21 protein-coding genes and 1 pseudogene are annotated in these 24,624 nt (G+C 41.8%); 10 read left to right on the plus strand and 12 right to left on the minus strand.

What is annotated here, in order from left to right; genetic code table 11:
* Positions 1 to 89: 89 nt before the first annotated feature.
* From KFE17_08920 to KFE17_08930, 3 genes are read right to left on the minus strand one after another with little or no spacing between them, the layout of a single operon-like run.
* The gene (locus tag KFE17_08920; GenBank protein ID QUO31019.1) at positions 90 to 524 is read right to left on the minus strand and encodes a hypothetical protein; all 435 of its coding nucleotides are present in this window, start codon (positions 522 to 524) and stop codon (positions 90 to 92) included.
* A 49-nt stretch (positions 525 to 573) separates the two neighbouring features.
* Positions 574 to 2,268: a hypothetical protein gene (locus tag KFE17_08925; GenBank protein ID QUO31020.1), complete on the minus strand. Its 1,695-nt coding sequence runs from the start codon at positions 2,266 to 2,268 to the stop codon at positions 574 to 576.
* A gap of 20 nt (positions 2,269 to 2,288) precedes the next feature.
* Entirely contained in the window at positions 2,289 to 2,837 is a 549-nt protein-coding gene (locus tag KFE17_08930) for a GNAT family N-acetyltransferase (protein QUO31021.1), read from the minus strand.
* Between the two features lie 246 nt (positions 2,838 to 3,083).
* Between KFE17_08930 and pckA the strand changes: the two genes are divergently transcribed.
* Positions 3,084 to 4,688, plus strand: a complete 1,605-nt coding sequence (gene pckA / locus KFE17_08935; GenBank protein QUO31022.1) for a phosphoenolpyruvate carboxykinase (ATP) — start codon at positions 3,084 to 3,086, stop codon at positions 4,686 to 4,688.
* Positions 4,689 to 4,890: 202 nt separating this feature from the next.
* On the opposite strand, the gene KFE17_08940 is transcribed toward pckA, so the two are convergent.
* Complete coding sequence (locus KFE17_08940; GenBank protein ID QUO33677.1) at positions 4,891 to 6,645, minus strand: IS1182 family transposase; 1,755 nt, start codon at positions 6,643 to 6,645, stop codon at positions 4,891 to 4,893.
* Between the two features lie 331 nt (positions 6,646 to 6,976).
* Between KFE17_08940 and KFE17_08945 the strand changes: the two genes are divergently transcribed.
* Entirely contained in the window at positions 6,977 to 8,230 is a 1,254-nt protein-coding gene (locus KFE17_08945) for a transposase (protein ID QUO31023.1), read from the plus strand.
* A gap of 197 nt (positions 8,231 to 8,427) precedes the next feature.
* Here KFE17_08945 and KFE17_08950 read toward each other — a convergent pair whose 3' ends face one another.
* A complete protein-coding gene (locus tag KFE17_08950) occupies positions 8,428 to 8,763 on the minus strand; it encodes a cyclic-di-AMP receptor (GenBank protein QUO31024.1) in 336 nt (111 codons plus the stop codon).
* Between the two features lie 176 nt (positions 8,764 to 8,939).
* Positions 8,940 to 9,902, minus strand: coding sequence for a CPBP family intramembrane metalloprotease (locus KFE17_08955; GenBank protein QUO31025.1), 963 nt, complete (start codon positions 9,900 to 9,902; stop codon positions 8,940 to 8,942).
* Between the two features lie 167 nt (positions 9,903 to 10,069).
* On the opposite strand from KFE17_08955, the gene sdaAB reads away from it, so the two are divergent.
* Positions 10,070 to 10,738 carry an L-serine ammonia-lyase, iron-sulfur-dependent subunit beta gene (gene sdaAB, locus KFE17_08960; GenBank protein QUO31026.1) on the plus strand — a complete coding sequence of 223 codons (669 nt, stop codon included), beginning with the start codon at positions 10,070 to 10,072 and terminating at the stop codon, positions 10,736 to 10,738.
* Between the two features lie 12 nt (positions 10,739 to 10,750).
* Positions 10,751 to 11,626 carry an L-serine ammonia-lyase, iron-sulfur-dependent, subunit alpha gene (gene sdaAA / locus KFE17_08965; protein ID QUO31027.1) on the plus strand — a complete coding sequence of 292 codons (876 nt, stop codon included), beginning with the start codon at positions 10,751 to 10,753 and terminating at the stop codon, positions 11,624 to 11,626.
* Between the two features lie 88 nt (positions 11,627 to 11,714).
* On the opposite strand, the pseudogene KFE17_08970 reads toward sdaAA, so the two are convergent.
* Positions 11,715 to 12,810: pseudogene (locus KFE17_08970) on the minus strand (hypothetical protein).
* Positions 12,811 to 13,007: 197 nt separating this feature from the next.
* Between KFE17_08970 and KFE17_08975 the strand changes: the two are divergent.
* From KFE17_08975 to KFE17_08990, 4 genes are all read left to right on the plus strand, one after another.
* Positions 13,008 to 13,697 (plus strand): response regulator transcription factor, encoded by a 690-nt coding sequence (locus KFE17_08975; protein QUO31028.1) that lies wholly within the window; start codon positions 13,008 to 13,010, stop codon positions 13,695 to 13,697.
* Between the two features lie 13 nt (positions 13,698 to 13,710).
* Positions 13,711 to 14,718 (plus strand): HAMP domain-containing histidine kinase, encoded by a 1,008-nt coding sequence (locus KFE17_08980; GenBank protein QUO31029.1) that lies wholly within the window; start codon positions 13,711 to 13,713, stop codon positions 14,716 to 14,718.
* 96 nt (positions 14,719 to 14,814) lie between these two features.
* Entirely contained in the window at positions 14,815 to 15,498 is a 684-nt protein-coding gene (locus tag KFE17_08985) for an ABC transporter ATP-binding protein (GenBank protein ID QUO31030.1), read from the plus strand.
* On the plus strand, positions 15,495 to 18,104 hold the full coding sequence (locus tag KFE17_08990) for an ABC transporter permease (GenBank protein ID QUO31031.1): 2,610 nt from the start codon (positions 15,495 to 15,497) through the stop codon (positions 18,102 to 18,104). Before KFE17_08985 ends, KFE17_08990 begins: the two co-directional genes overlap by 4 nt.
* On the opposite strand, the gene KFE17_08995 is transcribed toward KFE17_08990, so the two are convergent.
* Positions 18,096 to 18,821 carry an NAD-dependent protein deacylase gene (locus tag KFE17_08995; protein ID QUO31032.1) on the minus strand — a complete coding sequence of 242 codons (726 nt, stop codon included), beginning with the start codon at positions 18,819 to 18,821 and terminating at the stop codon, positions 18,096 to 18,098. The two genes, KFE17_08990 and KFE17_08995, sit on opposite strands and share 9 nt — an antisense overlap.
* Before the next feature lie 263 nt (positions 18,822 to 19,084).
* Between KFE17_08995 and KFE17_09000 the strand changes: the two genes are divergently transcribed.
* The gene (locus KFE17_09000; protein QUO31033.1) at positions 19,085 to 19,960 is read left to right on the plus strand and encodes a YitT family protein; all 876 of its coding nucleotides are present in this window, start codon (positions 19,085 to 19,087) and stop codon (positions 19,958 to 19,960) included.
* On the opposite strand, the gene KFE17_09005 is transcribed toward KFE17_09000, so the two are convergent.
* The 4 genes from KFE17_09005 to KFE17_09020 form a co-directional block, all read right to left on the minus strand.
* Entirely contained in the window at positions 19,957 to 20,475 is a 519-nt protein-coding gene (locus tag KFE17_09005; GenBank protein QUO31034.1) for a nucleotide kinase, read from the minus strand. The two genes, KFE17_09000 and KFE17_09005, sit on opposite strands and share 4 nt — an antisense overlap.
* On the minus strand, positions 20,472 to 21,359 hold the full coding sequence (locus tag KFE17_09010) for a class I SAM-dependent methyltransferase (protein ID QUO33678.1): 888 nt from the start codon (positions 21,357 to 21,359) through the stop codon (positions 20,472 to 20,474). The genes KFE17_09005 and KFE17_09010 overlap by 4 nt, the downstream gene beginning before the upstream one ends.
* 64 nt (positions 21,360 to 21,423) lie before the next feature.
* Positions 21,424 to 22,218 (minus strand): ABC transporter ATP-binding protein, encoded by a 795-nt coding sequence (locus tag KFE17_09015; protein ID QUO31035.1) that lies wholly within the window; start codon positions 22,216 to 22,218, stop codon positions 21,424 to 21,426.
* Between the two features lie 5 nt (positions 22,219 to 22,223).
* On the minus strand, positions 22,224 to 23,264 hold the full coding sequence (locus KFE17_09020; GenBank protein QUO31036.1) for an iron ABC transporter permease: 1,041 nt from the start codon (positions 23,262 to 23,264) through the stop codon (positions 22,224 to 22,226).
* Between the two features lie 186 nt (positions 23,265 to 23,450).
* Here KFE17_09020 and KFE17_09025 point away from each other — a divergent pair, with 186 nt between their 5' ends.
* Positions 23,451 to 24,578 (plus strand): ABC transporter substrate-binding protein, encoded by a 1,128-nt coding sequence (locus tag KFE17_09025; protein ID QUO31037.1) that lies wholly within the window; start codon positions 23,451 to 23,453, stop codon positions 24,576 to 24,578.
* The last annotated feature ends 46 nt before the right edge of the window (positions 24,579 to 24,624 follow it).

Here is a 24,624-nt window from a genome sequence, read left to right on the forward strand (position 1 = left end):
CGCATTCCATTGCTTCCATTTGGATTACTTCCCGTATGTTTCTCTGCAGCAAAAAAGGGAGACATTTCTCCCTCTTTAATCAATTTTATTTATAAAAATTCTTTTAATTCCTCGGAAAGATTTTCTTCCAGAGTAATGAGATTTTCACAGATTTTTTTTGCCCGGTGGTCTGCTTCCGGATAGTCGTTCAAATATCTCCGCAAATTTTTTACTCCCATGTTGCACCCATCTGTCAGCAAGTCTGCTGCCGTTTCATCGCTGTCATTCATCGCCATTTTCATATTTGTTTTTGCCCATGACATTCCTTTTGCAACCATGCTTGGATCTTTTTCTTCTTCTCTGTATTCGTTCAGCAGCCCATGCAGCTCATTTCCTAATTTGGTATGTTTTTCTTTGCAGGCAATCAGAATTGCCCGGAACTTTTCACTTTTTATTTTATCCAACATTTCATCAATGGAAGAAACTGCCATTTTGCTTCCTGCATTGCACTCTTTCAGCAACTGAATTGTATCGTTTAGATTCATTCTGTTTTCCTCCGTTTTTCAAGAATTTATCTTTATTATCCACACAAATTCAGTTTTTATACACATTCTCCTCATCCATTTCTTCAAGAAGTTGGAGTAATACACAGGATGGCCATGAAAATGCCGGATCATCATATCCTTCTCCTGTGAATGGATCGTAATTTTCTGACATCAGTCCGATTTCTGTCAGACGGCAGAATTTCTCTGCAAGCCGTTTTGCTTCTGTAACATATCCATTTTCCCGAAGTGCATCAATCATAAGATAGGTTGTCGGCGCCCACACAGGTCCAAGCCAGTAACCGCCTTTTTTGTAGTAAGGGCTGTCCGGCGCCTCTGTCGCAAGTCCATACGGTGTCTCAAATGTTTCCAACAGCTGTTTGACAAGCTGCTCCCGCAACGCTTTCGGAAAACGATACCCAATTACAAGCGGCAAATACATAAGAAGGCTGTTCCCTTCTCTGATCTTTTCTTGTGAAATCGTTTCAATCGCATACAATCTTCCGTTTTCAAAGAAGCGTTCCAGAAATCTTTCATACCACTCATCCGCTGTCTGTTTCCATTTCTTTGCCTCCTGGTGGCGTTCAAGTCCGGATGCAATTTCCGAAAGACAGTCCATCTGCCGTATGAGGAATGCTGCCAGATCCGGAGATTCCACCGGCATTCCCCGGTAAAATACAGATGCATTATCCCAACCGGAATCATTTCCATGATAATATACCGGATACACCGCCTCATTATGTCTGCGGTATTTCATCCAATATTCTGTCATTTTCACAAGACTTTCATACATTTCCTGCATGAGGACAGGTGCTCTCAGCGCTGCATGTTGCTTCATCATTTTGCAAAATGCCCAGCCATGTATTGGAGGTTTGACAAAACTATAGGACGCAAATGTTTCATTCACATAATCCGGATAGCATCCGCTCTCATCCTGTACGTCGATAAATAGTTTCATCTGATCATATGCTTTTTGAGGATGTGTGTGGCTAAGAGCAATCCCTGCAAAACAATTGTCCCAACTCCATATATTGTACATCCAGTTTTTAGACATATACATCGCATCTCTCGTTAATGTTCCTTCTGCATGTACAAAATTCATCCAGGTAATATAAGCTGCCAGCTGTCTGCTGTCTTCGAATCTTCCCGTTGGATTTGGAAAGCTGTTTTCCCACTTCTGAAGTGATTTTCTCTGCTCTTCTTTCATCTCTTCATATGTGCGATACGGCTGTTCTGACGGAACTGTCCGGTAACTTTCCAGTACGATCCGGCTCCCTGCCTTTGCCGTAAGTACAACATCACTGCTGCCTCGCACCGTCCAATCTTGTTTTTGCATCAAAGTCCCCTGTTGGCATGTAAACATAATTTTCAGCTGTTTTGTTGCCAGGTGATGCTCATATCTCATTTGTGAAAGTGGAACAAGTGTGTCATAAGAACCTCCCACCGCATAAAATCGGAGATCGACTCCCTTCGCACAAACATGGAGCGTATCTGTTTTTCCGTTTGTTCCCACAACAAAAGAAGCATAGTTGTGCGGTTCCTTTTTACTGCGCATCCTCAATTCAGTTTTCTCATGCAAGATTTCAATTTCATCACAGCCTTCCAGTTCAAGCCGATAGAGATAAGAAGGCGCTTCATCGCCCCCATGAATATCTCTAATATAAAGCGCGCCGTCTTTTGGATGAACGGAAATTACAAAATAAGAACCATATGCGCTAAAAGGAATTTTTTGAATATCATAAGTCATAAATTCGTTTCCTTTCTTTCCTACTCCATCAGATAATCCATTTCATGCCAAGTCACATTTCCAAGTACCGATGCCGAGATTTTGCGATACGCAAATCCCATCCGTTCATACATCCCGATCTTCCCTTCCAGGCAAGTCAAAACCAATCGTTTTCTGCCGCGCTCTCTTTCAGATTCAATATAGCGTTCCATAAGTTCACGCGCCAGCCCCTGTCCTCGATGCTTTGGAAGCACATCAAGTCCGAGCAGCATTACTGTTGTTCCAGCTTGGTTATGAAGTTTTGGATTTTTGAAAAACTCATCCCGGAATTCTGTCTCATTTGTTGCAAGACCACTCAAAAATCCTGCAATCTTTCCTGTCTCACGGTCAACCGCCACAAGGCACATATTTGGCTCCGCTTCCATTCGGCAAATCATATCCTGATCAGAACATGCTTCATTAGGAGGAAAGCAGATTTTTTCTATCACTGCTGTCTGGTCTGCCTCCTCCGGACGGATATAACGAAATTCATATTTCTTTGCAAGCGCTTCCTGCTGTGCTCTTTTTTTGTTTGTTTTTAATTCTTCCATAGTTATCATTCTCATTTCCTCTGTAAGATTCGTTAATTCTTTGCGATTAATTATAACACTAATCGTCATCTATTTTCGAAGGTTTCAAACATTTCAGAGAAATTTTATTGATTTTATCCCATAATCATGTATAATGAACTTGAGATTGTGAAATAATTCACTTTCTTTATTCCAAATAATGCCTGCATTGGCAGGTGGTTATCCTATTTATTATATTTATATTTTTTAGAAAAGAGGTAACATACGATGGCAGAAATCAATTTAAGTAAATACGGGATCACAGGAACCCCGGAAATCGTACACAATCCTTCTTACGAAATGTTATTCGAAGAAGAAACAAAGGCAGATCTGACAGGATTTGAAAAAGGTCAGGAGAGTGAGCTTGGCGCAGTCAATGTTATGACTGGTGTTTACACAGGACGTTCTCCAAAAGATAAATTCATCGTTATGGATGAGAATTCTAAAGATACTGTATGGTGGACTTCTGACGAGTACAAGAATGATAACCACCCGGCTTCTGAAGAAACATGGAAAGCTGTAAAAGAAATCGCTTTAAAAGAACTCTCTGACAAGAGACTTTTTGTAGTAGATGCATTCTGCGGCGCTAACAAAGATACTCGCATGGCTATCCGTTTTATTATGGAAGTTGCTTGGCAGGCACACTTTGTTAAAAATATGTTTATCGAACCAACTGCAGAAGAACTTGAGAACTTTGAGCCAGACTTTATCGTATACAATGCTTCTAAAGCAAAAGTAGAGAATTACAAAGAACTTGGACTGAACTCTGAAACAGCAGCAATGTTCAACATCACAAGCCGCGAGCAGGTTATCGTAAATACATGGTACGGCGGAGAAATGAAAAAAGGTATGTTCTCTATGATGAACTATTACCTCCCATTAAAAGGAATTGCTTCTATGCACTGCTCTGCAAACACAGACCTGAACGGCGAAAACACAGCAATCTTCTTTGGTCTGTCAGGAACAGGTAAGACAACATTATCTACAGACCCGAAACGTCTTCTGATCGGTGATGATGAGCACGGTTGGGACGACAACGGAATCTTTAACTTTGAAGGCGGATGCTACGCAAAAGTTATTAACCTTGATAAAGAATCTGAGCCGGATATTTATAACGCAATTAAGAGAAATGCTCTTCTTGAAAATGTAACATTAGACGAAAATGGTAAGATTGACTTTGATGATAAGAGCGTAACTGAAAATACCCGTGTATCTTATCCGATCGACCATATTGAAAAAATCGTTCGTCCGGTTTCCGCAGCTCCGGCAGCGAAAAATGTAATCTTCCTGTCTGCAGATGCATTCGGAGTACTTCCTCCGGTATCTGTGCTGACACCAGAACAGACAGAATACTACTTCCTGTCTGGATTTACAGCAAAACTTGCAGGTACAGAGCGTGGAATCACAGAGCCGACTCCTACATTCTCTGCTTGCTTTGGTCAGGCATTCCTGGAACTGCACCCAACAAAATATGCTGAAGAACTTGTTAAGAGAATGGAAGCAAATGGTGCAAAAGCTTATCTTGTAAATACAGGATGGAATGGAACAGGAAAACGTATCTCTATCAAAGATACTCGTGGAATCATCGATGCAATCTTAAACGGAGATATTAAAAACGCACCGACAAAGACAATCCCTTACTTCAACTTTGAAGTTCCGACAGAGCTTCCGGGCGTTGACCCTGCAATCTTAGATCCACGCGATACTTATGCAAATGCAGCTGAGTGGGATGAAAAAGCAAAAGACCTTGCACAGAGATTTGTGAAGAACTTCGCAAAATACGAAGGAAACGAAGCCGGTAAAGCATTAGTTTCTGCAGGACCACAGTTATAAAAATAGAATCATAAGTCTATAAAATTTAAGGGGCTGTCGGTTAATACCGATTTTTAGGCTCTAAATCTCAAAATACGAATCTCCTTTAGAAATCAGTGTTTTTCGCACCTGATCTTCTATGAGAGATTCGTATTTTGTCTTTTTCGTATGTATTTTTGGGCACAAAAACCCCTCAACCTGCATATTTAAACGTACACATTTTCTAAGCAACTGTTTCTTCGATTTTTTTCTCAAATTTTTGGATTTTTTCATGAAGAAAACGATGGTATTTATTTATATTTCTTCCAATCGCATACAGCATGAATTCTTTATATACTTTTTCGGATGTCCGGTAATTGAATCGGCGGAAACTGTCATTTTCTTTAATGTCTCCAAAATGTCCCTCTGTCTGGATGGAACGAATCTGACGATTTAAGATCCCTTTCTCACTCTGGATGTTTTTATGGGATTCTTCTTTCAAAGCTTCCCATTGTTCGTTGATCTTCATCACTTTATTTTTCTCTCTATCTTTTTCGGCATCATATTTATAGAGACATTTTGCTTTATGTTCACAACCACTGCAGTCTGCACATCCATACACTTCAAAGGTTTGTGTATAACCAGTCTGTGCTTTTGTTTCTGTTCGGATATGATGCAATTCTCTTCCGTCATGGCAAATATAATACAACTCATCTTCAAATATCTGCGTTTTCATGTTGTAATACTTTCCGATTTCTTCTGTATACGCACGTGTTTTCCGTTTTTCATGATCCTGCAGCTTGATATAGCTGGAGATTTTATGTTCTTTTAAGTACAGTAGGTTTCTTTCGCTGCAATACCCGCTATCTGCTGTCACTTCCTCAAGAATATCCCCAAATGCTTTTTGATGTTTTTCCAAAACCGGAATCAACGTATTATAATCTGTCCGATCATTGCTGACATAAGTCTGGACAATGAAATAATTCTCTACTGCAATCTGAACATTATATGCCGCTTTTAATTGCCCGTTCAGCATATGATCCTCTTTCATCCGCATAAAAGTAGCTTCCAGATCTGTTTTGGAATAACTGTTTCTGTCTGTTCCCATGATCTCAAAACACTCTTTATATCCCATAAGACGTTCACCACAGGCTTCCAATTCTTCGTAAAGCTGCTGGATTTCCGATTTTCTTTTTCCTTTTCCATAAACAAATGTAATCTGTTCCTGTTCTGCTATCTGTATCAGATTTTTTTGGAGCTTCAGTATCTCCAACGGAGAACAATTGTCAATCTCTATGATTGTATTATTGGATAACTTTTTATGTTTTGTCAGTTTTCTTTTTCGGTTCTTTTCAATGACATCCCGTACTTTCTCCATTCCTTCGATCACGAACATATGTGCATGGGGAATGTCATATTTGATGCCATACTCATTTTCATCAATCAAAACGTTATACTTTTGATACAATAAATCAATAGTATCCAGTAGTCCTGCAAGATGATAATTGATTGTTCCTCTCCAGACAAACGTATAACGGTTCGCATTGGCTTCTATTTTTGTACCGTCAATAAAAAGATTTTTTAGTGTGATGAATCCTTCTTTTTGCAGGCGACGAAGAAACTGATAATTCAGCTCATCCAGTACATCAGCGGTCAGTTTCTTATTCTTGAAGTCATAAAAAGCATCCCGTTTCGGCTTCTGACCTTTCGTAAGCCAGATAAAGGCGAGATCTCTTTCACATAATTCTACAATACGGTCAACAGCTCTTATCCCACGCATGTTTGCGTAAGTAACTACAGCATACATCATGATTGGGTTGTACCCGGTTCTTCCCTTATCAGAACAATTGGCTAATAAGCCAGAAAAATCTAACTCCTCCATCACTTTTTTCAGGGTATAGACTGGATCGTCGTCTGGTAAACACAATTCGAAGAAACTGAAGTTAATTTTCTGTTGCCCTAATTCAAAAAAATCGTTATAATAGTCTTTGTTTAGCATAGTTCCATTATAACATGGAACGGAGAAAATGATGGTTGTCGTTAGCCATCTTTTTCTCTTTTTATGGAAAAGTTTCAGGGGCAGGTTTGACTCATACAAGTCAAATCTGCCCCTGTTTGGAACTATCATTTCCCGACAGCCCCTTTCTTTCATTACACTGATATTCTTCTCTTGAGTTTCCGTAGTTTTATCCACAGCCCTCCTATTTTACATGCTTTGTTATAAACAACTTAAAAAAAATGCCCAAAATATAAGGAATCTTCTTCCTTTTTGATGTAAAATTTAAGTGTCAAATCAAAACCTTACTAAACAAAAAGAAGGAGGATTCCTTATGACTTATTTTACATCAAATACTTACATTTTGAAACGAAAAATTTTAACTTTTACAAATAAAATTTCAAAACATCTTTCTAAGCCCGAACGTAAATTTACTGCTGATATTACTTATGGCATACTTGCCTCTGGTAGCTGTCTTCTGACAGATGTTGTTGACCAGCTTCATGAAGATTCCAAAAAGATAAATATTGTGGATCGCCTTTCCAGACATCTTGATAAAGGTACTCCTGCTGAAGCTGCTGTTTCTTATCTTCAGCAAATCAAGAAATGGGTTCCAGCAGAACCAGTCATTCACATTGATGACAGTGATGTTGTAAAACCGGATGGTTATAAATTTGAATCCCTTGGCATCGTTCGTGATGGTTCAGAAAGTACATCGACTAAAAATGTTTATAAAAAAGGGTACCATGTAACAGAGGCCTGTGTCCTGACTACCAGTAATGATTCTGTTAGTATCTTTTCAAAAATACACTCTTCAGCTGAAAAGAATTACAAATCTGCCAATACCATTACTTTTGAGGCCATGGAACAAGGCGCGGCTCTCTTTGAAAAAGCAACTTTTTGTATGGATCGTGGTTACGATGATAACAAGATATTCCTAAAGCTAGATGCTTTAAAGCAGAATTATGTGATTCGGTTAAAATCAAACCGCAAGCTTCTTTATCATAATAAATGGACATTTGCCACCGAACTGCGTAACCGCCGTAAAGGGAAAATCAAAACCAGCGTATTCTATAAGGGAAAAAATCATGAGGCTTATATTTCCCATGTCAAAGTCCAAATCACAGCTTCCAGAAAAGATATTTATCTGGTACTGGTTTATGGTATTACAGAACATCCTATGATGCTTGCCACGAACAAAGAAATTAAATCCAAAGAAGATGTAATCAAAGTGGCAAGAACCTATTTTTCAAGATGGAAGATCGAGGAATATTTCCGTTGCAAAAAGCAGATGTTCCAATTTGAAAACTTCCGTGTACGAAAGCTTTGCGCAATCAACGCACTTAACTTTTATATCACCTTATGCATGGCATTTCTGGCAATGATTTCAATGTCATCCGAAATAAATGCATTAAAGGTTTCCATCATAAAATCAGCAGATCCTGTAAAGAAAAAAGTGTTCTTCTGCTATTATCGGCTGGCGAAAGGCATCCTTGGCATACTATCGTATGCAAAGGAAGGTGTCAGACTCTGGTTCCGGACAAAACGTCCAGCATACCGTCAACTCTGCCTTAAGCTAGTCGCTTAAATAGATAAAAGCATAACTCTCCCAAAGTCCGGTTCCGGCGGGGCTTATTAAAGTGCTTTTAATCCTGAATACTGCCGTTCTTGATTCATTAAAATTGGGCAGATTGGTGCTTTAGGAGAAGTCATGTATGTTTAAATTACATTTTGCGGAAACTCAAGTATTCTTCTATCTTTTCTTACTTATACTCTTACTGCCATTTATACTTTACGGAAATCGCATACATCCACAACAAACACAGTTGCTCCGCCAACTTCTGCCTTGATCGGAACGTAAGAATAGTTCATCATCGGAACGCCGCCCGGCATATATGGCATCGCAATTTCAATTTCAGAGCGTTTTGCACACTCTTCTTTCAGGATATCCATAACTGCTTCCACTTTCTCATCATCAATACCGATCATCAGTGTTGTATTTCCGCTTCTCAAGAATCCTCCCGTACTCATAAGCTTTGTTACACTGAATCTATTCTCGTTCAATTTCTTGACTGCCTTTCCGGCATCTTCATCCCTAATTACTGCAAAAATCAGTTTCATAGCTGTCACTCCTTCCGGTTCTCCTGCCATATAATAACGGCAGCGAGTAAATGCATTTCGCATTGATATTTATTCGTATTATAGCACAATTTTTATAAAATTTACACTTATTTATCCGTATAATTTATCTTCTTTGTCAAAAATTCCAAAGCCACAACTATACCCCCGGCTGTCATCTAGTACAAACTCTGTATCTCACGAAATCCACTCAGATTTCCCGGCATTTCAAAGATGAATGAACAAGCAATGAGAAATACACCTGCGATTCCGATCAGAATGCCGATAAATATAAGGAGCAATACCGGTTTTACCTGATTCTTTGTGAAAAGACCTTCTGTATACCCATGCACACTTCGTTTCAGGCAATATCTTCCAATATAAAATACAAGAGGGGCTCCTGCCGCCATTAGAAAATAGATTCCGACTGATGCCATTGGAATCTGCATACTCTCTTCCATGACTGCATCAATGCCGCCCATTGCCTCGTATGTACTGCTAAGCGCTCCCATCATAAGTACCGGGAGAAGGTTATTAACAAAATGAAGAAATCCGGAATAGACAAGATTATCCGTCTCCAACACGATATACGTCATGACCATTCCAAGCACTGACGTTGGTAGTAACTTCCAGATACTTCCGTGAAATGCTCCGAAAATCACACCAACAAGAAGGATCACAAGCCATTTCTGCCGGATTCCCTGCAGGCTGTGCAGGAATACACCTCGAAAAACTGCTTCCTCACAGATTGCCGGTGATACTGCAACGATTGCAGCTGCAATCAGCATTGGTGTATTCAAAATTGCCTCACTAAGCCCCGCGCCTGCTCCCGTTACTTCTTCCGGAAAGAAATAGGCAAGAAGCATTGTCAGCGCCATTACACATACATACGTTGCTCCCCAAATTAATAATGTCCCCAGAAGCCCAAGAGCTTTCGGCCGATGTATCGGGAATACTTCTTTTAAATCAGCTCTGGCTGCCAGTACCGTTACCACTGCGACTGCCAGTATCATCAATTCTCCCAGGAGTGAACCGTAAATCCCAAGTCCCGCGCCGAATATCGGCGCAATTCCAAAAATAACCGCCGCACTGAGCACAAGTACGATGATGCCATGATATCCTTTTAATTGTCTATACTTCATATAAGGTCTCCTTTCTTTTCTGGCTTCTCAATACCGGATTATTTCCCCCTATTTATGCAAGAAATAAAAAACTCTGTTTCTTCTATATTAACTTTCTAAAACTTCTTTTTCAAGTAAAAGAAGTATGCTATATTAATCTTATGAATAATTTCATGGAGGATAATATAATGAACTTTCTAAGTATTTTTGATGTCATTGGCCCGAATATGATCGGTCCATCCAGCTCACATACAGCCGGAGCCTGTGCCATTGGTCTTCTAGCAAGAAAAATGCTTGCTCAGGAAGTGAAAAAAGTAACCTTTACACTTTATGGTTCTTTTTCTAAAACATACCATGGACATGGAACAGACCGCGCACTTCTTGGCGGTATTCTTGGCTTCTCTACAGATGATGAACGAATCCGTGATGCGTTTGAACTTGCAAAAGAATGGGGCGTTGAATACGAATTTATCATCGATGAGGAAACGGTTATGAACCATCCGAATACAGCGGATATCGACCTTATCGGTACAGAAGGTCATACCCTTTCTATCCGCGGAGAATCTATTGGAGGCGGTAAGATCCGGATTGCCCGTATCAATAATATTGATGTGGAATTTACCGGCGAATACAGTACTCTCATTGTTCAGCAGATTGACAAACCTGGTGTTGTCGCACATATTACTCAATGTCTTGCAGAGGAGAATGTAAATATTGCATTTATGCGTCTCTTCCGCGAAGATAAGGGCGCGAAAGCCTACACAGTTGTGGAGTCTGACGAGCAGATTCCTGCCGCTGTTCTTGACCGAATTAAAACAAATCAGCATGTAACAGAGCTTATGCTCGTGCAGATGTAGGAGGAATAGATTATGGACTTTTTATCAGGACAGGAATTACTGGAAATGTGCCGCAAAGAGCAAATTCCGATTTCTTATGCAATGCGGCGCCGTGAGATGACATGCGGTTCTCTTACAGATGAAGAAATCACAGAAAAATTAGACACGGTACTGAAGATTATGCAAAACTCAGCTACTGAACCAATCAAGCATCCTCGCAAATCTATCGGAGGACTTCTTGGCGGTGAAGCCAAAAAAGTAAATGAACAAAGAGAAGCCGACAAAAACATTTGCGGTCCTACACTTTCCAGAGCAATCGCCTACAGTATGGCTGTTCTTGAAGTAAATGCCACAATGGGTCTGATTGTTGCAGCTCCGACTGCCGGTTCTTCCGGCGTACTTCCGGGTGTGCTTTTAGCATTAAAAGAAACTCATGAGTTGTCTGACGAAGCAATCCACAATGGGCTTCTCAACGCCAGCGCTCTCGGATATATTTTAATGAGAAACGCCTCTGTATCCGGTGCGGAGGCCGGATGTCAGGCTGAAGTCGGTGCCGCTTCCGCAATGGCGGCTTCTGCTGCCGTTGAAATTCTCGGCGGAACTCCGGATATGTGTATGCAGGCAGCCTGCTTTGCGCTGTCTAATTTACTAGGACTTGTCTGCGATCCAATTGCCGGACTTGTGGAATCTCCTTGTCAGGGACGCAATGCGATTGGTGTTGCCAATGCTCTTACTTGTGCTGAACTTGCACTTGCAGGTGTTACACAGCCAATCCCATTTGATGAGATGGCGGAAGCTATGTATCGTGTCGGCAAAAGTCTCCCATTTGAACTGCGCGAAACAGCTATGGGCGGATGCGCCGGAACACCAACGGGCTGTCAGCTTGGCTGTCAGATCTGCGGAAAATAAATTCATTTCCAGACAGATCACCTTTACAAAATCATTAAATAAAAAACACGCTGCCTCCGGAAAGAATTTTTTTGGAGACAGCGTATTTTTATGATTCCACGTCTAAAAACCATGTATTTTCCTGTTCCCGCTTTTCAATCTGAATCAGCACAAAACTAATCACAGCCATGATACTCTGTGTTACCGGCACAGAATACCAGACACCATAGAGTCCGAATACCGGACCGAGAATACACAAAATCAAAAGTGTCATCAAAACCGGTTCGCCGTAAATTAAAAGATAAGCGTATTTATTCTTCTTAATCGCATAAAAATATGCAGTTGTTACTCTTGTGTAGGCAAAAAATAACAGTCCTGCCAGAAAAATCGGAAGTACACCCCCGACCTCAGCCCCAACGGAAGCTGATACACCAAAAAATACCGGAAATACATTTCTGCACAGATACATCCATGCGATGCAGAATACTGCCAGAACTATTGAAAATGCATATGTCATAAACCGGATCTGTTTCAGCTCTCTTCTTTTCTTTAATCCTTCATAAAAACTGATAAGCGGCTGTGCACCGTCGCCCACTCCCTGCAGTAAAAGCTGCGCGACACAGACAACATAACTGATCACTGCATAACAGGCTGTCGCCGCCACTCCCCCATTTCCAGACACTTACAAATAACCAGTCCAGCACTACATTCGTTACAAAGCCTGCCATCATGGAACTCATCGCATACACGGCCCCTTCATAGTTTCGAATGATCGGAACAAGTCCGGTACTGAACATTTGGAATACGCCTCCGATAATAATAATACGGATATAAATTTTTGCCATCTCCATCAATTCACCTTTTGCTCCAAATGCACGAAGAATGATTGGATAAGTCAAAAGCAAAATAGCTGTCAGTAAAATGCAGGTCGCGACAAGTAACATTAAAGTATTTTCTAAATATCTTTTTTCTTTCTCTTTCTCATTTTCTCCCATACTGATCCCAATATGAATCGCACCACTCATTCCAATCCCACTTGCCATCGCCTGAATCAGCGCTGAGATTGGATATGCTATATTAATTGCGGCCAATCCATTGTCTCCAATATTCTGACCTACAAACCAACCATCTACAATTGCATAGATACCGGTAAATGCAAATGCAAGCATTGCCGGAAGCACATTCATAAAAAATTTCTTCCTGATCACGTCTTTGTCTTCCCTTCTTTTTCACTGTTGTTTATCCTATCTCACTTCTGATGCTTCTGTCAATATCTCCCTCAAAAACTTAACCTAAACTTAGCATGTCTTCTCTTTTCATTTTATGCTATACTTGTGATACAAAATCGCATCCGAAATAAATTCCGCCGGAATACGAAAACAAATGTAACGGAGGTACTGTCATGCAGACTTATCACATTTTATTAATCGAAGATGATCTTTCCATCGTAGAAAATCTTACTGCCTATTTAACTGCCGAAGGTTTTTCTGTTGTCTCGGCTTCCGGACAGAATCAGGCGCTCTCTCTTCTTGAGACGTTTCACCCGGATCTCGTTCTCCTTGATATTACACTTGCTCAGGGAAATGGATACAGCACTTGCACCGCCATAAAAAAGACTTCACAAATTCCGGTCATTTTTCTTACTGCCCTGACAGACGAATTTTCCGTTGTGACCGGTCTTGATATGGGGGCTGACGACTATATCTGCAAACCCTTTCGACCTCGCGAACTTGTTTCCCGAATCCGCACCGTCCTTCGCAGAACTGGAGCAGTTTCTTCTGTCACAGTACTTGGAAACCTTTCTGTCGATACGGTTCGCGGTACTGTCACAAAGAATTCACAGGAACTCTTTCTTTCTGCATTAGAATACCGTCTTCTTCTTTTGTTTCTAAATAATCGGGGAAAAACACTGACTCGAAATGTTCTGTTGGAAGAAATCTGGGATCTTGCCGGAGATTATGTAAATGACAATACGCTTACGGTATATATCAAACGGCTTCGGGAGAAAATCGAAGATAATCCACAAGAACCAGCGATAATCAAAACCATTCGGGGAATCGGCTATCGTCTTGAGATTCCATCTGAAACGTAATCAGGAGGATAATATGTATTTATTACGCAACAAAGAAATAAAAAAGTTTGTCTTTCAAATCGTCTTTTTCACACTCCTCGGATGTGTGATCGGATTTTTTATCGCGCCTGCCGCTGCTGTTCTTCTTCTTGCTATCAGCTTTTGTTTTAGTCTGTTCTTCTTTCGCTGCCTTTCCGGAGAACACCGGAATATTCGTCTCCTTAGTTCACGGATTGATTCCATTCTCCACAATGATACTTTTCTCACACCGGAAGAATTTCAGGAAGGAGATCTGGCTATTCTCCAGGACGAAATTTACAAAATGGCTGTACGCCTGCACGAACAGAGTGAGCAGCTATCTCAGGATCGCACGAAACTTTCCAATGCCTTAGAAGATATCTCTCATCAGATCCGCACTCCGCTTACCTCTCTTTATTTAATGACAGAGCGGCTCAAACAGCAGCCATTAGATAAAGCACAGCTTCTTCTCCTGCATCAGATGAATCAAATGCTTGACCGGATTAACTGGCTGATTACTGCTCTTCTGAAAATGTCCAAACTGGAAGCCGGTTCCATCACATATCAATTTACAAATGTAAAAATGAAAGATTTCCTGCAAGAAGCGCTTAATCCAATGGAGATTTCTATGGATTTACGGGGGCAAACTTGCAAAATCTGCTGTGATGACGCCATTTCCTTTTCCTGTGACCGTACCTGGACTTTAGAAGCAATTTCAAATGTATTGAAAAACAGTCTGGAATACACTCCCGATGGCGGAACACTATCTCTGACAGTTTCTCAAACAGCGCTCTACACGGAACTTTGTATCATCGACTCCGGAACCGGTATTCCAAAAGAAGATCTTCCGCATCTGTTTGAACGGTTTTACCGCGGTCAAAATGCAGGGCGCAATAGCTTTGGCATTGGACTTTCCCTTGCAAGGCTAATACTCTCCAGAGAAAATGCAATCATCACTGCCGGAAATGATTCTAGTGGAGGCGGCAAATTTACTATCCGTTTTTACACTGCAAAAACAATCTAGCCAAATGACGATTTTGTCACTTAAGAGTCATGTACCTGTCACTTCTCTCTGGTATCTTTTTCTTATGAACAAAATAATTTCAGAAAGGAATATTTTATGGAACTTTTACGAGTAGAACAACTGACAAAACAATATGGCAGTGGTGCAAACAAGGTACTGGCACTCGATCATGTATCCTTTTCCGTTGAAAAAGGCGAGTTCATCGCTATTATTGGCGCTTCCGGATCAGGCAAATCCACTCTCCTGCACCTCATTGGCGGTGTCGATCAGCCTTCCTCCGGCAGTGTCTATATCAATGGCGCCGACCTTTATTCACAAGACGAAGAGGCGCTTGCTATTTTCCGCAGACGGCAGGTTGGCCTGATCTATCAATTTTATAATCTGATTCCGGTTCTTACTGTGGAAGAAAATATTACGCTTCCGGTCCTTATGGATCAACAGGAAGTAAATCACGATCGCCTGGAGGAACTTCTCTCTCTCCTTGGTCTGACCGAACGAAGAAACCATCTTCCGAACCAGCTTTCCGGCGGACAGCAGCAGCGCGTCTCCATTGGCCGCGCACTCTTAAATGCACCGTCTATCATTCTCGCCGACGAACCTACAGGCAATCTTGACTCTGAAAACAGCCGCGAAATTATGGAACTGCTTCGCTTCTCCAATAAAAAATATCACCAGACGCTCCTTGTCATTACTCATGATGAGCAGATTGCACTGCAGGCAGACCGGATCATTGCATTAGAAGACGGACGCATCATTCGAGATGAGGTGATTCGAAAATGAAAAATATTTTCTACCATATTACGAAGAAAACTCTTAAGCAAAACCGTACAAGAACATGGCTCACAATCATTGGCGTTCTTTTATCTACTGCAATGATTACTGCTGTGACTACCTTCGGGGCAAGTTTCCGGCAATTTCTTATTGATTACACGATTCAGCAAGATGGCAACTGGCACGTTTCCATCTCTAATTTGACAGAAAATGACTTAAAGCATATTACAGACAATGATTCTGTTGCCCATACAACCGTGCTAACTTCCATTGGTACTGCTCCGTCAGAAGATTTAGCAGATAGTTTTCCTTCGAATCCTTATTTTTATATTCAAAGTATGCCCGACACAGCATTGGAAGAACTTCCTGTTTCTCTGTCCTCCGGCCGGCTTCCTCAAAATGATTCGGAACTTATTGTTCCTGACTATTTATCCCATTACAACAGTGAGCTTTTGGGATTCTCTACCGGAAATTCTTTGACACTGGACATTGATATCGGAAATGACAACACAACTCCTCTTACTGCTGAAATAAAAAAAGATTTTACGATTGTTGGAACTTATTCTCACTTTCCCAACAGCAGCTTTGGCAGCGGCGGACATGAAGTATTCTGTGGTTCTCTTTCGAAATCATTTTCTAAAATACTTTCAGATGCCCGCGTTTCCGATGCGGAAAATGCTTTTTCTGCCTATATTCGTTTTCAACATCCAAAAGACACTTATCCGTTGACAGAAAAACTGATTTCTGAGTTTGAAGCAGTGTCCTGGAGCTATCACGCAAGCCTGCTGCGTTGGTATGGTGTTAGCGATCACAGCCATTTGCTCCCAATCTTGATTGGACTTTGTGTTGTATTGGTTCTGCTCATCATGGGCGGTTCCATTCTTTTAATCTACAATGCCTTTTCCATTTCTTTGCGGGAACGCACCGCCCAGTTTGGCCTTCTTTCTTCCATCGGCGCTACGAAAAGCCAGCTCCGTCATTCTGTTTTTTTCGAAGCGTTTATCGTTAGTGGAATCGGGATTCCTCTTGGGCTTATTTTCGGAATCGGTGGAATTGGAGTCACACTTCATTTTATCGGGGAAAGTATTACGATGTGGATTCACGGAACAGCTTACGGAATCCCATTAAAGATTTCAACTGCCCCAATAATTGTTTCTATTGTGACTTCACTTATGACTGTTTTTATTTCTGCATGGATTCCTTCCAGACGGATTCGATCCCTTTCACCAATGGATGCAGTGCAATCAAGATCAGATATTGTTCTACGTCCTGCTGATGTACGAGTCTCTCGGCTAACTCTGCATCTGTTTCATACAGAAGGCATGCTGGCTCAAAAATATTATCGGCGTGACCGGCGCAAATACCGCACAACGATTCTGTCGCTCTCTATGAGTATGGTTCTTTTCGTGTCCGCGACTCTATTTACCGACTACCTTATAAATACCGGCACATTCGTACTGACTGCCCCGGAATGGGAATTGGAATGCAACCTGTTTCATTCTCCGACTGACGATACGATCCGGCAATTTAAACAGATACTGAATGAAGACAATACTATCAAAGAAATAAAAGAATTTCGCTCTCTGCGTCCATGTGTTCCGATCCCTGCTGATCTGATTTCAAAAGAAGCAGCCAATTACTTTGGACTTCATTCTTCCGCAGATCAACAGTTTTATTATTTAAGTGCAAGTCTCTATGTGTTTCCGGACAATGTATTTTCTGACTATGCGAAAGAACACGGGATTACCCCGGACACCTATCTGGAAGCCGACAGTTTCCAGTGTATTTATACAAGCAACATACGACTTTTTAATTCCGAAACAGATCGCTATGAGGACTGTGAACCAATTCGCTTTCCGAAAAACAGTGAACTAACGCTTGGTACCTTGACAATTCCTTCCGAATCCGAAGCTGATTCACTGCCTCATCTGACAGATATCGCTTCCCTGAAGCTAACGGATCAGGTAGGGCAGCTCCCGGATGCACTTTCCGGATATGAAGAACCTCTTTCTCTCATTCTTCCGGAAAGTTTGTATCGCAAATATATAGATATACTAGAGCCGTTTTTCCCAAGCTATACTTTCTTATTAAAATGTCCTGAATTCAAAACAACTTACTGGAATTTGAAAAAAGCGCTGCAGGATACCGCTTTAAACACGCAGGCAGACATTGCGAATCTGGCCAAAGAGTATGAAACGGACCGCAATCTTTTGACCGCGATCCGTGTTCTCACTTATGGATTCCTTATATTGATTTCGCTCATTTCCATCGTGAATGTATTCCACACGGTTTCGACGAATCTCATGCTTCGCCGTCGGGAATTCGCTATGCTCCGCTCCATTGGCATGACTCCGTCATCTTTTCAGAAGATGCTGAATTACGAGTGTCTGATCTATGGTCTTCGCTCTATCTTTTACGGAGTTCCTGTCTCATTATTCATTAGTTTTATACTTTACCGGATCCTTCGAACCGGAGCTGATATCAGCTATCTCTTTCCCTGGAAAGCAGTTCTGATTTCCACTGCCGGTATTTTCTTCATCGTATTTCTCTCGATGTTCTATACTGCCGGCAAATTAAAAAAGCAAAACATTATCCAGGAATTATCCTTAACGTAAGACAATCTGGTTCAGTACCTTCCCAATCGGCTCCTTGATGCACAGATCTGCCTGTGCATCTCTCGGAGTCGCATCTTTATTTAGCACTACAAGATATTTCCCATGAAAATAATCTACAAACCCTGCCGCCGGATATACTACAAGAGACGTTCCTCCAATCATCAGCATGTCCGCTGATGAAATCATTTCCACACTCTTTCGCATTACCTGATCATCAAGACTTTCTTCATAGAGCACCACATCCGGTTTGATCAGACCGCCGCATTTCTCACAGCGAGGAATCCCCTGAGACTGTTTCACATACGCTCCATCGTAAAATGCATGACAACGCTCACAATAATTTCGGTGAATACTTCCGTGAAGCTCCAGCACGTGCTTGCTTCCTGCCGCCTGATGAAGCCCGTCAATGTTCTGTGTAATAACTGCTTTTAGTTTTCCCGCCTGCTCCAGTTCAGCAAGTTTCCTGTGAGCCGCATTTGGTTTTGCATCAAGAAACATCATACGTTCTTTATAAAATTGGTAGAACTCCTCTGTATGACGTACAAAAAATGAATGACTGACAACCTGCTCCGGCGGATAATGATACTCCAATTGATATAAACCGTCACTGCTTCTAAAGTCCGGAATCTGACTCTCGGTTGAAACTCCCGCGCCTCCAAAAAATACAATTCGCTCACTCTCATCAATCATGCGCTGAAGTTCTTCTATCTGTCCCATAAAACGCGCCTCCTTTTATTTCTGATTCTATAGCAGATCTCTGTTTACATCAATACATTTCTGTGATAAAATAAATCTGTTTTGATGATAAAACAAAATTTTGTCAATGCGGTAAACACTGGAGATGAGAGTATGCACAAATTAATAACGAAAACATTTCCTAAGCGATTTATAAATTTACAAAGACTGTCTAACGACAGTCTTTTTTCACGCTTTACTCTGCTAATCCACTAACCAAAAACTATAAGAAAGAAGGTATCACAATGAAACAACATCCTTTTGATCAGCTGAAAAATCTGGTACTCATTTTTGCCGGAAACACACTCTATGCTCTCGGCGTTGTCATGTTCATTCTTCCGGGCGGTATGATTACCGGTGGAACAACCGGTATCGCTCTTACCGTAAACCACTATTTCCATGTGCCAATCTCTGTATTTGTTTTCTGCTTCAACTTAATTATGTTTATTATCGGCGCAGTTGTCCTCGGCAAAAAATTTGCCCTGACCACATTAATCAGTACCTTTTACTATCCATTTATTTTAGGTGTTTTAGAAAACGTACCCGCTCTTGGAAACTTTACAAATGACGTAGCTCTTTCTACAATCTTTGGTGGTCTGATGATCGGTTCTGCCATCGGTATCGTTATTCGTGCAGGCGCTTCCACAGGAGGCATGGACATTCCGCCGCTTGTACTGAATAAAAAATTCGGTATTCCGGTGTCCGTACTTTTGTACATCTTTGATTCCTCAATCCTCCTTATGCAGATGCTCTTTTCGAATAAGGACCAGATTCTTTACGGCATTTTGCTTGTTATGATCTACACAATTGTTCTTGATAAGGTTCTGCTCCTTGGCACTACCCAGACTCAGGTCAAAGTCGTAAGCAAAAAATATGCCGAAATTAATCAGGCGATTATTTCTGAACTGGATCGCGGCTCTACTTTAATTTATGGCGAAACCGGTTATCTTCATCAGGAACAGCCTTTAGTGCTTTCTGTTGTTTCTAATCGGGAACTGACACGACTGAATCAGATTGTAATGGGAATTGATCCATCTGCGTTCATGATCATCAGCAAAGTGAATGAAGTAAAAGGACGTGGGTTCTCTTCTCAGAAAATATATCAAAAAAAGGAAAGCTAATGCTTTCCCATGATCGTCCGAATTTCATCCAGAATCTGAGGATCATTCCGATTCTCTTTTGTAATTTCCAGTATTTTCACTGCAGGATGGGCTGCGATCTGCGGCCAGCAGCATCCTGCAGTTTTTTGCAGCACTCCTAATATCGGCACCTCTCCATTCAGAAGTTCGTCAACCGCTGCAACAAACTTTTCTGCCTTTTCTTCATGCGGTCCAAGTTCATCCATCACAATAAGCGAACAATTTTGGGCATCTTCCAAAGCCTGGCACCCAATCCGGTCAAATCGTTTCTCCACCATCTCATCTTTCTCTCCACAAAGAAACAAAAAATTTTCTTCCGTTATATGCGGTGTTTCTCCTGCTCTGAGCAAATGCACGGAGTAGTGATTTCCCAAAAGTTCATTTGTGCGAACGGTATAAAATCCTCCCACACTTTTTTCATACGTTCTTAATGCCTTCTGCAAAATTGTGGATTTGCCGATCCGCTTCTCTCCTGTTAAGAATATATGTCTCATCATATGCTTTTCACTCCCTCAGGCTCCAGGTAGTTTGGACGAATTGTTTTCTCTCTTACATCCCATACAATCCTTCCATAGCAATAGTCGATCACTTCTTTGATCTCTCCCTTTTCATTTGCATGACTCAGAAGCCATGTGTGAATTCTTTCAAGCTGTTCTTCCGATGCCTCTTGTTTCGGGAGCATGTGTTCCATAGCAGACCTGGCATATTCTTCATCTGCCAGAACAAAGTTCTCCTGATGCCGTTTTTCATAGCTTGTCTCCGGATGATATCCCATCAAAAACAGTACATTAAACAGTGAATAAAATGAAGCTCCTATCCACTTTCGCTCCATTTTTCTTCCAAAAAGTTCTTCCATCATTTGTTCCTGCAAGTGGTTCTCCCAGCTAATATGAGAAATATTACAGCACCATGCCCTGCTCATTGCTATGGCTTTCCGAAGTCCTTCCAGTCCCCGGACTGCCGGTGTCATAGACATAAATACAAGGTCAAACGCTTCTCGATAATCTTCCCGGTCAATATCTAACTCCTGAAAATCACAGATCCGAAGTTCTGCATTCGTAATCCCTTCACTTTGAAGATATTCTCTGCCATTTTGAACCATATTTTCAGAAATGTCTAACCCTACTACTCGCTCCGCTTTTCGTGCAAATGCTGCTGCAAATCTTCCGGGTCCGCAGCCAATATCTACAATATGACTATTCGCTCCGAGAATTCCCCTCTCCTCTAAAAATCTTACCGCGCTTGCTGCCCGTGCATCTCCTTTCGGATTGCGTTTCTGTTCCTTTTTCCATACATTCGCCCGCTCGTTCCATTTTCCAACAGAAGGCGTCTGCCTGCCTAGTATTTTCGTTTCTTGTAAAGACATAAAATAAGACAGCATTTTTTCTTTTCTTTTTTCTTCCTCATAGTCGTTTGATCGTTCCACAATTCTTTCCCTTCTGTATCTATAAATATTTCGGTGCTTTGACCGGAAGACAGACTTTTCGCACGGTTCCATAACGGTCTGTTACTGTCATCACATCCATCTCAATGCCATATACAGCCTCCAGATTTTCTGGTGTAATCACCTGATTCGGCGCTCCAAACGCTGCTACTTTTCCTTCTTTCATCATAAGCACTTTGCTTCCGACAGATGCAGGATATTCCGGACTGTGCGTTGACATAATGACACAATATCCTTTCCCAGCCAGTTCTTCCACAACCTCCATTAAAAGTTTATGGTTGGCATAATCCAGATTCGCCGCGGGCTCATCCATAACAAAGACTTTCGCCGACTGACAGATTGCCCTCGCAATCAATACAAGCTGACGCTGGCCTCCACTCAAATCTGTATATTTCTTATTGGCAAGATCAACTGCATTGACCTTTTCAAGCGCATCAAAAGCAGCTTCACGCTCTTTCGCTCCCGGCGTGTCAAAGGCTGAAATATGTGCTGCTTTTCCCATAACTACCACATCCAACACGGTATAAGCAAATACCGGTGTGTGGTACTGCGGTATGTAGGCAATCAGACTGGCGAGCTGCCTCTGAGAAAGGTAGCGGATATCCTGCCCATCAATTCTGATTTGTCCTGCCCGCACCGGCAGAGAACCTAACATCATTCTGAACAGCGTTGTCTTTCCACATCCATTCGGTCCGAGGAGACATAAGATTTCTCCGCACGAAGCGCTGCAGCTTACACCTCTTACCACATCTTTTCGCCCATATCCTCCGTATACATTCTCGATTTCCAGCAACATTTATCTTATTGCTCCTTTCGCTTAATGATGAGATAAATAAAAAACGGCGCTCCCATAATACTCGTCACTACGCCAAGCGGAAGCTCCATTGACATTAGTGACCTTGCAATATCGTCCATCAGCACAAGATAAATTCCCCCAAGCATAGCGCTCGCCGGAATCAGTCGTCCATAGTCCACTCCTACAAGTGCTCGTGCCATATGCGGAATCATAAGCCCAACCCAGCCAATCAATCCTCCGAGACAAACCGCCGCTGCACTTAGCAGTGTCGAAGCAAAGATAAAGATAATCCGGTAATATCGAATATTAATCCCAAGACTTTTCGCTTCTTCTTCATCCAGTGTAAGTAAATTAATCCTCCATCGCAGAAGAAAGATAAGTACAAGTCCAATCATCATCGGAACTGCGCTCCACCCAAAGGCATTCAGATCTGTCTTCGTCAGACTTCCCATGAGCCAGAATGTAATTTGCTGCAGAACATCATTTGGATCAGCCACATATTTAATCATCGTTACTCCGGCATTACAAAGTGACATGATCATAGAACCGGTAAGCACAAGGCTCAACGTCTGGGCGTGAGCAGAACGCCTGCTGATTAAGTAAGATGCCGCTACTGCAAGAATCCCTCCGGTAAATGCAGACACTTGAACCCCCCAGTTCGTCATTCCGCTCAAAATAGCAAATGCCGCTCCCAAACTGGCACCGGAAGAAACGCCAAGAATATCAGGCGAAACTAATGGGTTTCGAAACATTCCCTGATATGCCGCCCCCGCAACTGAAAGCGACGCTCCGATAAACACAGCTGACAAAATCCTCGGTAACCTGATCTTCCAGAAAATGGTAACTGCCTGTGGCAGAATTTCCTGCTCATATCCTATTCCCGAAAGAAATGCCCCCGCTACCTGTGACGGCGACAGCGGATAATATCCAATACCAAAAGACAGTATTGTCACAATCCCAAGACTTAGAAACATCGCCGTCAGCATTACACGATAGCGTCTTCGTCTCTGTCTTTCATTTTTCATTTCTACTTGTAGTTCCAGCATCGCTGCACACTCCTCTTAAGTTACACTTGACAAGCACTTTTCCTCATACTATAATGCAGTCAAACCGTTATATTTTTAAAAACAATTCGCTTTTCAAAGTATAGCATACCGCTATTTTTATGTCAATTTATTGTAAGAATAGCATGCTGAAAATGCAAGAACGGTATAAGGAAGGAGAGACATCATATGAAACATACGAAACAGATTCTGGCAGCACTTCTCGCGCTTGTCCTGACATTCAGTACACTTGCGGGCTGTTCCGGAAAGCCTGCAAAAGGCACATCTAAGCCAAAAACCGACACTTCAAAACAACAGGAAGCTTCACAGGATACTTCAAGAGAAATTACCGATATGGCCGGACGTAACGTAACTGTTCCTGCCAAAGTAACATCTGTATTTTCCACCGGCCCTGCTGCCGCAATTTATTTATACACGCTTGTGCCGGATCTGCTGCTTGGATGGAACTATGATCTAAATGAAATAGAAAAAAGTGTCATCCTTGAAAAATATCACACGCTTCCGAATTTCGGTATGGGAGATTCTGTCAACTATGAAGCTGTGATTGCTGCCGGTCCTGATATTGCGCTCAATGTCGGAGCGATCAATGATGCCATGATTTCTGACTGTGACAGTCTTTCCGAACAGCTCGGTATCCCAGTCATCGCAGTAGACGGTGATTTAGAAGCAGCTGCCGATGCATATCGTTTTATGGGAGAATTATTTGACGTAAGCGATCAGGCTGAAAAGCTTGCCGCATATGCCGAAAAAACATTCGCGGATATTGACGCTATGGAAATCCCGGCAGATAAAAAAGTCCGCCTCTATTATGGAAACGGAGAAGACTCTCTCGAAACAGCTCCAAAAGGATCTGATCATGCACAGCTGATTGACCTTGTAAAAGCTGAAAATGTTGCCGACTTAGAACTCGGGGACGGTTCCCGTGTCCAGATTTCTGCCGAGCAGCTTCTTGCCTGGAATCCGGATGTCATCGCAGTAGTCGGAGAACCAAAAGCCAGCTTGAGCGGACACTCCGCCGCCGATGCAATTTTAAATAACCCGGATTTTGCATCTTTAAAAGCAGTTCAGGAAGGGAAAGTGTATGGAATTCCAAATGCACCATTTAACTGGGTTGACCGCCCGGCCGGTCCTAACCGCATCATCGGCATCCGCTGGTTATCCGGTCTCCTCTATCCGGAATATCTCAACTTTGATGCAGACGATGCTGTGAAAGAATTCTTCAGTCTTTTCTACCATGTAGATCTGACAGAGGAACAGCTTCAGCAGCTTTATGACGGAACGATTGGAACAAAGTAATCTTCCCTCTCAATTTACCCTTTTACAAAATACTCCCCGAAAAGAG

The sequence above is a fragment of the Faecalicatena sp. Marseille-Q4148 genome, from assembly GCA_018228665.1.
In the GTDB taxonomy this organism is placed as follows: Bacteria; Bacillota; Clostridia; order Lachnospirales; family Lachnospiraceae; genus UBA9414.

Bases quoted from the DNA above. Each gene is read 5' to 3' on its own strand.
- KFE17_08920 (QUO31019.1), bottom strand. From the start codon at position 524: ATGAATCTAAACGATACAATTCAGTTGCTGAAAGAGTGCAATGCAGGA.
- KFE17_08925 (QUO31020.1), bottom strand. From the start codon at position 2,268: ATGACTTATGATATTCAAAAAATTCCTTTTAGCGCATATGGTTCTTAT.
- KFE17_08930 (QUO31021.1), bottom strand. From the start codon at position 2,837: ATGGAAGAATTAAAAACAAACAAAAAAAGAGCACAGCAGGAAGCGCTT.
- pckA (QUO31022.1), top strand. From the start codon at position 3,084: ATGGCAGAAATCAATTTAAGTAAATACGGGATCACAGGAACCCCGGAA.
- KFE17_08940 (QUO33677.1), bottom strand. From the start codon at position 6,645: ATGCTAAACAAAGACTATTATAACGATTTTTTTGAATTAGGGCAACAG.
- KFE17_08945 (QUO31023.1), top strand. From the start codon at position 6,977: ATGACTTATTTTACATCAAATACTTACATTTTGAAACGAAAAATTTTA.
- KFE17_08950 (QUO31024.1), bottom strand. From the start codon at position 8,763: ATGAAACTGATTTTTGCAGTAATTAGGGATGAAGATGCCGGAAAGGCA.
- KFE17_08955 (QUO31025.1), bottom strand. From the start codon at position 9,902: ATGAAGTATAGACAATTAAAAGGATATCATGGCATCATCGTACTTGTG.
- sdaAB (QUO31026.1), top strand. From the start codon at position 10,070: ATGAACTTTCTAAGTATTTTTGATGTCATTGGCCCGAATATGATCGGT.
- sdaAA (QUO31027.1), top strand. From the start codon at position 10,751: ATGGACTTTTTATCAGGACAGGAATTACTGGAAATGTGCCGCAAAGAG.
- KFE17_08975 (QUO31028.1), top strand. From the start codon at position 13,008: ATGCAGACTTATCACATTTTATTAATCGAAGATGATCTTTCCATCGTA.
- KFE17_08980 (QUO31029.1), top strand. From the start codon at position 13,711: ATGTATTTATTACGCAACAAAGAAATAAAAAAGTTTGTCTTTCAAATC.
- KFE17_08985 (QUO31030.1), top strand. From the start codon at position 14,815: ATGGAACTTTTACGAGTAGAACAACTGACAAAACAATATGGCAGTGGT.
- KFE17_08990 (QUO31031.1), top strand. From the start codon at position 15,495: ATGAAAAATATTTTCTACCATATTACGAAGAAAACTCTTAAGCAAAAC.
- KFE17_08995 (QUO31032.1), bottom strand. From the start codon at position 18,821: ATGGGACAGATAGAAGAACTTCAGCGCATGATTGATGAGAGTGAGCGA.
- KFE17_09000 (QUO31033.1), top strand. From the start codon at position 19,085: ATGAAACAACATCCTTTTGATCAGCTGAAAAATCTGGTACTCATTTTT.
- KFE17_09005 (QUO31034.1), bottom strand. From the start codon at position 20,475: ATGATGAGACATATATTCTTAACAGGAGAGAAGCGGATCGGCAAATCC.
- KFE17_09010 (QUO33678.1), bottom strand. From the start codon at position 21,359: ATGCTGTCTTATTTTATGTCTTTACAAGAAACGAAAATACTAGGCAGG.
- KFE17_09015 (QUO31035.1), bottom strand. From the start codon at position 22,218: ATGTTGCTGGAAATCGAGAATGTATACGGAGGATATGGGCGAAAAGAT.
- KFE17_09020 (QUO31036.1), bottom strand. From the start codon at position 23,264: ATGCTGGAACTACAAGTAGAAATGAAAAATGAAAGACAGAGACGAAGA.
- KFE17_09025 (QUO31037.1), top strand. From the start codon at position 23,451: ATGAAACATACGAAACAGATTCTGGCAGCACTTCTCGCGCTTGTCCTG.